Source organism: Caldimonas sp., from assembly GCF_046289365.1.
GTDB lineage: Bacteria > Pseudomonadota > Gammaproteobacteria > Burkholderiales > Burkholderiaceae_C > Caldimonas.
Genome location: NZ_JBKBVU010000112.1, coordinates 1 through 11,004 on the forward strand (window position 1 = coordinate 1; position 11,004 = coordinate 11,004).

The window sequence follows — 11,004 nt, forward strand, 5'->3', positions numbered from 1 at the left end:
TCAGGGCCGCAACGACTACCTGATGAGCCGCCTCGGCGCGGCGATTCCGGCTTTCCGAGGCGTGCTGTCGATCGTGGCGCGCAAGATCCTGTTCGCGGCCAACAACCCCTACCTCAAGCCCTGGGCGGTGCGGGTGCGGCGCTTCATGGAGGGCTGGCACGGTGAGCCCTGGATGCAATGGGAAGCCGAAGTGCGCAGCTGGGATGCCGACAGTGGCGCTTACGTGACCGTCGGCATGAACCCGGCGCACATCCTGGTGCAGTGCCTGACCGACCCGCATTGGGGCATGGGCTATCCGGCGAGCGCCATCGGATCGAGCTTCTGGAGCGCGGCCTGGGCCCTGTCCAGCGAAGGCTTTGGCCTGAACCTGATCTGGACACGCCAGCAGCCGATCGAGGCCTTCATCGCCCAGGTGCTCGACCACATCGGTGGCGTCCTCTACATCGACCCCGAAACGGGCCTCTTCGAGCTGAAACTGCTGCGCGACGACTACTGGATCGACGGCCTGCCGGTGCTCGGGCCCGATGAGATCGCGCGCATGGAGCGCTTCGAGCGCGCCCAGTGGGGGGAACTGCCCAACGACATCACTGTGGTCTACACCGACTGGGCCACGGGCAAGGAAGCCACCGTCTCGGTGCAAAACCTCGCAGCCATCCAACTGCAAGGCGGCGTCATCAACCAGCGCCGCGACTATCCGGGCGTGAACTATGGGCCGCTGGCCGCGCGCCTGGCCTTGCGCGATCTGCGGGCGCTGGGCTCGCCGCTGGCGCGCATGACCTTGACCGTCTCCTCCGGCGCCCTGGCGCGGCCGCCCTTGCCGGGCGATGTGTTCATCCTGCACTGGCCGCGGCTTGGCATCGAGCGCATGGTCGTGCGTGTCGTTGGCATCGACACCGGCGCGCTGGGCGCGGGCGAATGGCGCATCGAGGCGGTGGAGGACGTGTTCGGCATGAGCAGCACCGTGCTCACGCCCCCGCCGCCACCGGTCGAGGAGCCGCCCCTCGTGCCGCTGCCGCCGGCCTTGGTGCTGGCGGTCGAGGTGCCGTACTGGGAGCTTGCCAGGCGCATGAGCCGCGCCGAACTCGACTACCTCACCGACACCGACACCTACGTCGGGGCGCTGGCGGTCGCAGGCGGCAGCGGGCAACTGAACTGGCTGCTGGCCACCGGTGCGTCCGCAGGCAGCCTCGCGCCGGTCGTGGGCGAAGACTACGCGCCCTTGCTGCGGCTCGAGGCCGCCTTGCCGGTGAGCGAAGCCGATGCGCTCGCGGTGCCGGTGACGGCCCTGGCCAGCCCCGAGCGGCTCGCGGTGGGTGATTACGCCTATCTGGTCGATGCGGCAGGCCAGATCCGCGAGGCGGTGGCCATCCTCGCCTTCGATGCCGGCGCGGGCACGGTGGATCTGGCGCGCGGCGTGCTCGACACCACGCCGCAGGCCCATCCGGCCGGCACGCGGCTCATTGGGGTCGGCGAGTGGCTGGCCGGCGAGGCCGCCGAACGCGCCCCGGGCGAGTCGGTGTTCGTGGCCGCCATTCCGCGCACTTCGACCGGTCAGGGCGCGTCCGTCTTGGCGACCAACGGCCAGCCGCTGCTGCTATCTGGCCGGCAGGGCCGGCCCTATCCGCCGGGGCGCATCCGCATGAACGGCCAGCGCGAGCCCGCCGTCGTAGCAGGCGACATCGTCCTCACCTGGACCCACCGCGACCGCACCCAGCAGACCGCCTACCTGGTCCAGCAAGACGAGGGCGACATCGGCCCCGAGCCCGGTACCACCTACACCGTGCGCATCCGCGACCGCGACGGCGTGTTGGTGCGCACCGAGGGCGGCCTCACCGGCAACGGCTGGACCTGGGATGTGGCGGGTGCCGCCGTGGATGCTGGCACGGCAGGTGATCGCATCACCGTCGAGATCGAAGCCGAGCGCGAGGGGCTTGCGAGCTGGCAGGCCCAGGCGAGAGCCGTCGAGCGCGCCGGCTACGGCCTGCGCTGGGGGCAGTACTGGGGAGGCGTGTGATGCAGACCATTGACATGCACCCGTCCCCGCGCATCGACGTGCACCTGCTCACGCTCGACGAGCCCGCCGAATGGCGCGAGGCCTGCATCGAGAGCCTCGAAGGCGCGCCGATCCGGCTGCACGTGTTGCCGGGCCTTCCCGGCCGGATCGGTGAGGCGCGCGCAGCAGGCTACGCGCGAGGAACCTTGCCGCTGGTGTCCTTCGTCGATCCCGACGATCTCTATGAAGCCAGTGCCTTCGCGCAGCTGGCCGATGCCCTCGATGCTTGCCCGCAGGCGGTGCTCGCCTACACCGACGAGGCGCTGATGGACGAAGCGGGACGACCCTTGGGGCTGCGGCGCCTCGCCTACAGCGCCTTCCAGCACGCCCACTCGGCCAGCCATGTGCACGGTCTGATCGTGATGCGTCGCGCCGCGGTCGAGACCGTGCTCGCCGCCACCACCGACATCCACCCCCTGGCCGACTGGCTGCTGACCCGGCTGGTGGCCTGGCGCGGCGCGGTACTGCATCTGCCGATCGTCGGGCGGCACTGGCGGCAACACCCGCGGCAAGTCCATCGCACCGCAGACCTGGCTGTCGCGCGGCGCATCCGGCACACGATCGAGAGCGCCACGAACCCCTGGAGATAGACCATGCCATCGACTGACCCGAACCTGGGGCTTGCCTACGGCTGGACGCTGGGCGAATCCGGCTGGCACACGCAGATGGATGCCAACTTGAAGCGCCTGGGCGCCATCGTCGGCCTGTCCGTCAAAGACCGCGACCTCACCGCGCCGCCGGCGAGTCCCGCCAACGGTGACCGCTACCTCATCCCCGCCGGCGCGACCGGCGCCTGGGCTGGCAAGACGGGCCAGATCGCTGTGCGCATCGCCGGCAGCTGGGAGTACCACGCGCCGCAGATCGGGTGGCTGGCCTACATCGAGGACGAGGACAAGCTCGCCGTCTTCAAGCCCGGCGGCTGGAGCGCGGGCATCGCACTCTGAATTTCCCTTCTTCCCCCACCAGAAACCCGCCCACGAGGCGGGTTTCGCATTTGTTGGAGCACAGCTATGACCGAACCGACCCAACCACCCGCCCTCGTCGAGAACATGCTGCTCTTGCGCCGCGAGGACTTCGATGAACTGCTCGACCGTGCCGCCGAGCGCGGGGCCGAGCGGGTCTTGTCTCACCTTGGCCTGGAGAACGGCAGTGCCGCGAAGGACATCCGCGAGCTGCGCGACCTGCTCGAAGCCTGGCGCGATGCCCGCCGCACCGCGTGGCAGACCGCCGTCAAGGTCGTCACCACCGGGATTCTCGCCGCGCTGCTGGTGGGGGCCGCCATCAAGTTGAAGCTGATGGGAGGCGGCCAATGATCGAGACCTTGCTCGGAGGTCTGCTTGGCGGGGCCTTCCGTCTGGCACCCGAGGTCCTCAAGTGGCTGGACCGCAAGGGTGAGCGCAGCCATGAACTCGCCATGCAGGACAAGGCCTTGGAGTTCGAGAAGCTGCGCGGTGCGCAGCGCATGGCCGAGATCGGCGCCGGCGCGGACGCAGCATGGAACACCGGGGCCATCGAGGCCCTGCGGGAGTCGGTCGCCGCCCAGGGCCAGCGGACCCGCGTGCGCTGGGCTGATGCGCTCTCAAGCAGCGTCCGTCCGGTGATCACCTACTGGTTCATGGCGCTCTATTGCGCGGCCAAGACCGCAGCGTTCGTAGGCGCCGTCGATGCGGGCGCCGAGTGGATGGCGGCCATCCAGGCGGCCTGGACCGACGCCGATCAGGCGCTGTGGGCCGGGGTGCTGAACTTCTGGTTCCTCGGCCGCGTGTTCGACCGGGTGCGGCCATGATCGCGGTTCCGCAAACCGCCATCGACCTGGCCAAGCGTTTCGAGGGCTTCCACCGCGTGCCGAAAAGCGATCCCGGCCGCGCGCATCCCTATGTCTGCCCGGCTGGATACTGGACCATTGGCTACGGCCACCTCTGCGATCCGAAGCACCCGCCGATCACGGAGGCTCTGGCGGAGCGCTACCTGGCGGAAGACCTCAGGATCGCGCTGGCTGCGACGTTGCGCTGCTGCCCGGTGCTGGCGACCGAGCCCGAGGGGCGGCTGGCTGCCATCGTCGACTTCACGTTCAACCTTGGCGCGGGTCGGCTGCAGACATCGACGCTGCGGCGGCGGGTGAACCAGCGAGATTGGGTTGCGGCCAGTCAGGAATTGCGCCGCTGGGTCTATGGCGGAGGAAAAATGCTGCCTGGGCTGGTCGCCAGACGCGCGGCAGAGGCTGCATTCCTCTCATGCTCGATTATTTCTTAGCCTTCGACTACGGTTGTGCTGGCGCCTTGCCTAGGCTCGGCACATGTAGGGGACTTGTGCGGGATAGGAATGCTAACCCGCACCACTGTGGCATTTCTCATTAGATCACTTAGATTTCCGGAAACAGCCGTGCTGGTGAGCGAAGCGTTACCCGCCGACGAATTGGATTGAAAAAATCCTCGAGCATCTGCAGTGGGGTGAAAGTAGTTCATGACGTCTTTCTCCAGCCTTCGAATCTTCGATTGTCATTGATCATGTCTTGCATAAAAGGCCCAGCTGGCCCAACTTGCTGGGTGACCGTTTTTGTCAACGTGCCTTCCGACAGAAACTTGTGACTTCCCGTCTTGACGCTTTCGATAGCCGCTCGCGGAAGTGTATAGTCAGTCGTCTGGTTCGCGCCCAACAGGCTGTATGGATCGTATGGCTCCAACAGCTTAAGCTCATCCACATAGCTGAGATGCAGCTTCCTCAATAGACCATAGAGCTCTTCAGATGGATTCTCGATATTAAGACCAAGTTCACGAGCCTCTCTTCGATTGATAGTGTAATCATGGCTCCCGGACTCAGCGCAAAGAAAATCAATGATTTCTTTGGTCTTTTGTTCGTCGTCCACTTGGCGTTTTAGGAGCTTCTTGGCCAGAAATCTAATTTGCTCCCGAGATCGGAATATTTGACCAAGGACGAGAGGATGAACTTTATTTGACAGGTCAACAAGGATTTGAGTGAGACTGGACGCATCCTTGATGCCAAGCTCCGTTGCCGCATCCAAATAGCCTCTGATCGCCTCCACGCTAACTGGCGCTTTGACGTGAGGTGCATTGGGTATCAGCGGATTGAGAGGGTGATTAATGCTTGGGTCAATCGGCCCGAGAGCTGCTTGCTTCGTCATAACAATCTTATTTGCACCGAGCGAAATCAACGTTCCGGCGCTTAAGGCCTTCGCGGTAATGATCACCTCGAGTTCGTCGCAGAATGTATGAAGCAAGTTCACAAGCCGCCAAGCAGCGGCTGTATCTCCTCCATTCGTATAAAGAAGTAACGATATCTTTTTTGTTGGGCCGATGTCGTCCAGATGTTCAACAAATAAATCTATAATCTCGGGTGAGATCTGAGTTTCCAGCTGACGCCTATCCCCGGTTACATAGGAGATAACCGTAGAGTCTCTGCTTTCCGCAATGGCTTTCAGCGTTGATTTTCTGGACTTATAGCTCGACACTGGACTATCCCTTCATCTTGTTTCGTGGCATCTGCGAAACACTGACTCGTACTGATCTGTACATAGTACCAACGCTATGAGGCATTGGTGCCAGTTTCATCAGGCGAAATCTCGACGTAGCCGATCAACTCCGCTGAATAGCTGCCATCCCCATTCGCCGCCCCCTTGTGCTTCAGCTCCCGCTGCAAGGTCGGCTCGACCGCGCGGGCGAAGAGCTCGAGCCGCTCTTCTGGAGCGAACCTCGGCGAAGTGGTCGGTGCCTGCAGGTAGCGCTCGGCCTGTCGCTCAACCGCAGGTACGCGAGCACCGTCCTGCCTGACAGCGATCGGTTGAACCACGACTCGGCGCTCGCCGTTTCCAATCGATGCTTCGACCATCCAGAGTGACAACAGGATCGGGGTGTCAACGTCGCCCGTCACGGCAATCCCGACGTCCTCCGGCGGCATGCTGCGCCAGCGGCCCAATTCTTCCTGGATCAGCGGGTGATCAAGGCCGAGCAGCTCAACATCATCGCGGCTCGTGGCGGTGTCGCGGTTCAATGTGAAACGGGCGCGACGAGCGCCATCAACGGTTACCAGATCGTAGGTCTCGTCGTCGACCTTGATGAGCTTCTGTTGACGTTCGGTGGCAGCTGCAGACAGAAACCGTACCAAGCGATCCAAGCTCGACGACACGTCCGAGAATGGCTTGTAGTCATCAAGACTGAAGCCTTCCAGGTCCTGGAAGAGGTCGAACACGACTTGCCTTGCCTCACGTGAGTTCGACAACGCCGCTTCCAGCTCGACCTGGGTCCTCTTGAGCTCTGGGTCTGAGAGCGCCTCCTGGTAGAGGCGGTCGTAGTTCAGGCGCTCAGAAAGTTGCCCAAGAATCTGCGCTCGCAGATCTTCGGCGACATTGCCCTGGTCGTCGACCTTGCCGACCGTGCGAGCGATCTCAGTGAGCTTCTCATCGAGCAACAGGAAGATGCGGCCCTCGATGGTGTCCGAAAGGACCAGGTTGTAGACCTGCGCCGTGTGGTTCTGGCCATAGCGGTGGATGCGGCCGATACGCTGCTCCACATCCATCGGATTCCACGGCAGGTCGAAATTGAACAGGATGCGCGCGAACTGAAGATTGATGCCCTCCCGGCCGGCCGCGGTGCAGACCAGCACCCGAGGACCATCCTTCTGACGGAAGCGACGCTCGGCAGCAACCTTGGCTCCGTGGTCGCCACCCCGGAGCACGACGACTCCCTGGCCGGGGTAGGCTTGCTCGATCTCGCGTGCAATTAGGTCTACCGTGCCGAGATACGTGGCGAATACGACGACCTTTTCATTCGGGTTCTGTCGCCAGAGGTAACCCAATCCGTCAAGCAGCTTTTGCGCCTTCGTTTCTCGTTGGGCTGGAAAGATCTTGAGCAGGTCCCCGATGCGCAGGCGCTCTTCGGGCAGATGCATCTCGACCACCGCCGATGCCACATCCTCTGCGTGCGTCGCGGAGTATTCGCTGCCGTAGGGGTCTGACGCCAGCTCCAGCGCCTCTTCATCCAGCCGTTTCACCAGGCGATACTTGAGATCGGCCAGCACCCGATCCACCTCGCTGCGACCGATGCTGTCTCGGGGAAGCTGGAACTCCTGATGGATGAGATCCCGCGCCTCGTCCATGAGGCGTTCGCGACCCTCGATGTCGAGTTCCTTGTCGCGCAGCAGCGCTTCGTGGATCGTCAGCATCAACAGCCGTCGTTTCAGCGTCCGCCGAACAGCGGCGAAGCTCGACGCGGCGATCTTCTGGAAGATTGCCATCAGGAAGCCGAGTGCCTTCCCTTTACTTCCTTGCCGCCGAGCGAGGTCGAAGCCGTCTTCCAAGTACTCCCGCAATTTCTCGTAGAACAGGCGCTCTTCCTGGTTCATCAGGAAAGATTCGGTATGAACCCAGCGCCGTGCGAAGAGCGGTGAACCGTCCGGTTGGCATGCATCGGCTTTCGTGCGCCTGAACATCACGGTGTTGAGACGATGGCGGTTTTCCACCATGTCCTCCGGACTGGTAAACAAGGTGGGATTCAACAGCTGGATCAGCATCCAGAACTGGAAATGATTGCCCTGGTGCGGCGTGGCCGACAGCAGGAGCAGGTCCCTCGAGTGGTCCTTCAACGCTTCTGCCAGCTTGTAGTTCTCTGTCTTTCGCACCTTGCCGCCGTTGCGGTACGCGGTCAGGTGATGCGCTTCGTCGAATACCACCAGGTCCCAGCGCGGTGCTTCCAAGAGGCGCTTGATGCGCGCTGGTCGCTTCAGGGTGTCGATGCTGGCGATCAGGCGGTCGTGCTTGGCAAAGGCATTTGTCTTCCGGTCGGTGATGTCCCCCTCGGAGCCGAACACCTCGAAGTCGAGGTTGAAAACCTCGTTCAGCTCGCGGTGCCAGTTATTCACCAAGCCGGCAGGCACCACCATCAGCGCACGAGTCAGCTCGCCCCGGCTCGCCAGTTCCCGCAGGATGAGCGCAGTTTCGATGGTCTTGCCCAAGCCCACTTCGTCCGCGATCAAGTAGCGGCGCGGAGATGCGGTGGCGACACGATGCGTCAACACCACTTGGTGCGGCAGCAGATCGATCTTGGCCGAGGTCAGCGCCGAGGCGCTCTCCATGATCGGCAAGGCGTGCGCCTCAAAGGACAACCACGCCCGGCGCGCGCGGTCAGCCCCGCCAGCAACGGCGCGCAAGATGCGCTCGGTACGCGTGAGCTCACGCCTGACGGAGCCAACCGGCACACGGCGCTCACCGACGCTGAAGAATGCGCGCAGATAGCCGTCGCGCGCAGGGTCAAGAACAACGCCCTGGCCGAATTCGTGATGGGTGATCCGCTCGCCGGGCTGGAACACGAGGTCTGCTTGCACGCGCCGCCCTCAGGTGATGCGCAGGTGGAACAGGCCCGCCGGCTTGGCGCCCTCACGCAGAAGGATCTCCTGCGGGTACTCGTTGGCCTCGCCCCAAAGGATGCGGCCAAAGTCCAGGTGGCTTCCTCGGTGCGGCGCCTCGCAAAGCCAGGTCACCGCATCGGTGGCAGGGTTGGTCTTCAGCCGCTCGCGTGCCGATGGCATCCAGAAGCTCAGGGCCGCCTGCCCCTCGTAGTACGACTGGAAAGACAGGACGGCAGGCTTGATCACGTCAAGCAGCCAGACTTCGGCGTCGTCAGGCGAGAGCAGGTCAAGGCTGCCGTCCAGCCCGGCCACCACCAGCGTGTCGCCACCGTTGCTGGGCAGATCGTCGGACCAGTGCCCAACGGCCTGTAGAAACTGGCGCAGGCTCCACACCTCGGGCGCTGTGCAGACAAGGTTGCGGGCCTCCTCGTCCCAAATCCAGCTCGAGCCGCGCCGCCGCCATCCGGTGTCGAGCGTTTGCCTCATAGCTCGTATTCCTCAAAGAGCGATCCCTGGGTGGGCTTCACCGCTTGGCTGGCAGCCCACGCGTTGTAGATCGACACGGCGCGGGAGGCGGCGTTGCGCGTGGCCTGATCCGGGCCGTTGCGATACAGCCACTCCAACAGAGGCTTCAGCGCCACGTGCGGCTTGAAGTTCTCGTTCTTGAGCGTGTCCGACGCATTGATGCCGCTGCCGTCGAAGCAGGCGCCGATCAGTACCAGCGCCTGGTCCAAGTCTGACGTCAAACGCCGCCGATGCTTCCCCACCCAACCCTGGGCCACCGTAAGCGGCGGCGTGCGGTAATAGACCTTGCTCTTCTCGTACACCCACCCGCGTTCGACGAAATCATCAGGGGTGGCGGTCGTGCCGCGCAGGAACTTTTGCACCTGGTCGCGCGGTAGTTCACCCTTCCGGCCAAAGGTACGCAGAAAGAGGCGTGTCATCGGTTCGCAATGGGGCGGTGGCGCCTCTTCGCCCTTGGTGCTTCCGTCCTCGATCAGCTGGTTGATACCGACCAGCGCGTCCTTCACCGAGATCGTGCGGCCCTCGTCCACATAGACCTTGCCGTAGTGACGTGAGAAATACTCCAGCGCCTTGCCGCGGCGGATCACCTGCAGATCGGCAGCGGGCAGGCCCTCTTTGGCGTGGTTCTCCAGCATCGCCTGGAGCTGGCGCACATCGGCCATGACCTCGCGACGCATGCGGCCCCAGCTCACGGGCTTCGGCTCTTCGGTGCGCTTGCGACAGACGTGAATGATGTCGTACTCGATGGTCTTGGAGCCGAATTCACCCTCACCCTTGGTCTCGTCGGAGCGGATCGGGTAGGTGGCCTCGAGGTAGAAGCCCGCATCGAACAGCGACTCCAGCACTGCCACCCAGGGTTCGTCCTCGCTGTGGTGGAAGGTGAAGGCGAGGATGCCACCGGGCTTGAGGATGCGGTGCGCCTCGCGCCAGCACTGGGTGAGCAGCCGCTGATAAAAGCCGTCAGGGTCTTCCGGCTCACGGGCCTTGTTGGCCACCGCCTCAAGTGACTTCGGCGTGTAGTCCGCGCTGAAGTACTCCGGGTACTTGCCCTTGAGCGCCAAGCGCAGCCAAACGTAGAAGAAGTCGGCCAGCTCTGAGTAGTGCAGCAGGCCGCCGAAAGGTGGGTCGGTGATGACCAGATCAAGGCTGCCGGCTTCAATCCGTGCGAGGTCCGTCGAGGAACCCTGAAATACGGTGACATCGCCCACCGGGTCACCAGGGAAGACCTTTTCGCTCTTGCCGCTTATTTCACCAGCCAGCGCGTTGTCCTTGCGCCGGAGGGCCTCGGCGCTCACCGCTTCCCAGGGATCGATGGCCCAATCGCGACCTTCGAGAATGCCTTCGACACTTGAAGCCCAATTCCCTCGACCCAACGCCGGAAACACGCAGTTCTCAACCACGGTCGACTTAGGGTGGTAGTTGTTGTTCGAGAACATCGGCTCTGGGGTATCGCGCTGCGGATTCCAGAAGCTGAACAGACACTGGTTCCGCAAATACTGCTGAAACGCCCCCAGCACATACTCACGCACAGTCCAGTCGTAGTTACCGACTTCGACGATAGCTTTGAGCAGCTGCGCATGCACCAGCAGCTGGCGAGGGTTGAACATCGTCCACCAATGCGTGAAGCCGTGGCCTTCTCGGATGTCGCCGTTGGCGATGCCGGTCATAAAGCCATAGGGCACCGCTGATCGCGGCCAGTAGTCTCTGAGGTCCGCATCCTTGCGCGCCTCCCACTCCGCGCTGGCGGCGTCGTACTGGCGGGCGAGCTTTTCATCGAACGGCGCGAAGAAGCGGCCGTTGTAGGGTTTGCGCGCTTCATCGCGCTTAGGCGCATAACCCTGCACCGCATAGGCAGCCATCGGCCCCGTTTTGCCGCTGGCCTTCACGGTGGCCAGTACATCTTGGACAGTGCCACAAGCGGCACAGGCGTAGTTGGAACGCTTAGGGAAGGTCTGCACAACACCCGCCGTAGCGTGAGTTGATGCACTCGATTTCGGATGGCGGCGTTTTCAGGCTCGCGAAGTCGGTTTGAAGGCCGATTTCGCCCCGATTCGCGGCCCCCTGGC

General features: G+C 63.5%; 10 protein-coding genes. 6 read left to right on the forward strand and 4 right to left on the reverse strand.

Annotated elements, in window-relative coordinates; all coding sequences use genetic code 11:
• The 6 genes from ACK42S_RS11620 to ACK42S_RS11645 all read left to right on the forward strand — a co-directional run.
• A partial coding sequence (locus ACK42S_RS11620; RefSeq protein WP_409707364.1) for a phage tail protein occupies positions 1-2,014 on the forward strand: 2,014 nt, incomplete at its 5' end.
• Positions 2,014-2,643 carry a hypothetical protein gene (locus tag ACK42S_RS11625; protein ID WP_409707367.1) on the forward strand — a complete coding sequence of 210 codons (630 nt, stop codon included), beginning with the start codon at positions 2,014-2,016 and terminating at the stop codon, positions 2,641-2,643. The genes ACK42S_RS11620 and ACK42S_RS11625, both read left to right, overlap by 1 nt.
• Before the next feature lie 3 nt (positions 2,644-2,646).
• A complete protein-coding gene (locus ACK42S_RS11630) occupies positions 2,647-2,997 on the forward strand; it encodes a DUF2793 domain-containing protein (protein ID WP_409707369.1) in 351 nt (116 codons plus the stop codon).
• A gap of 66 nt (positions 2,998-3,063) precedes the next feature.
• On the forward strand, positions 3,064-3,366 hold the full coding sequence (locus tag ACK42S_RS11635) for a DUF6127 family protein (protein WP_409707372.1): 303 nt from the start codon (positions 3,064-3,066) through the stop codon (positions 3,364-3,366).
• Positions 3,363-3,839, forward strand: coding sequence for a hypothetical protein (locus ACK42S_RS11640; protein ID WP_409707375.1), 477 nt, complete (start codon positions 3,363-3,365; stop codon positions 3,837-3,839). Before ACK42S_RS11635 ends, ACK42S_RS11640 begins: the two co-directional genes overlap by 4 nt.
• Positions 3,836-4,306, forward strand: a complete 471-nt coding sequence (locus tag ACK42S_RS11645; protein ID WP_409707378.1) for a lysozyme — start codon at positions 3,836-3,838, stop codon at positions 4,304-4,306. Before ACK42S_RS11640 ends, ACK42S_RS11645 begins: the two co-directional genes overlap by 4 nt.
• Before the next feature lie 208 nt (positions 4,307-4,514).
• On the opposite strand, the gene ACK42S_RS11650 is transcribed toward ACK42S_RS11645, so the two are convergent.
• From ACK42S_RS11650 to ACK42S_RS11665, 4 genes are all read right to left on the reverse strand, one after another.
• Positions 4,515-5,522 carry an SDH family Clp fold serine proteinase gene (locus ACK42S_RS11650; RefSeq protein WP_409707380.1) on the reverse strand — a complete coding sequence of 336 codons (1,008 nt, stop codon included), beginning with the start codon at positions 5,520-5,522 and terminating at the stop codon, positions 4,515-4,517.
• A 74-nt stretch (positions 5,523-5,596) separates the two neighbouring features.
• Complete coding sequence (locus ACK42S_RS11655) at positions 5,597-8,389, reverse strand: SNF2-related protein (RefSeq protein ID WP_409707384.1); 2,793 nt, start codon at positions 8,387-8,389, stop codon at positions 5,597-5,599.
• Positions 8,390-8,398: 9 nt separating this feature from the next.
• Positions 8,399-8,899 carry a hypothetical protein gene (locus tag ACK42S_RS11660; RefSeq protein ID WP_409707386.1) on the reverse strand — a complete coding sequence of 167 codons (501 nt, stop codon included), beginning with the start codon at positions 8,897-8,899 and terminating at the stop codon, positions 8,399-8,401.
• Positions 8,896-10,896, reverse strand: coding sequence for a hypothetical protein (locus ACK42S_RS11665; protein ID WP_409707389.1), 2,001 nt, complete (start codon positions 10,894-10,896; stop codon positions 8,896-8,898). Before ACK42S_RS11665 ends, ACK42S_RS11660 begins: the two co-directional genes overlap by 4 nt.
• Positions 10,897-11,004 lie beyond the last annotated feature (108 nt).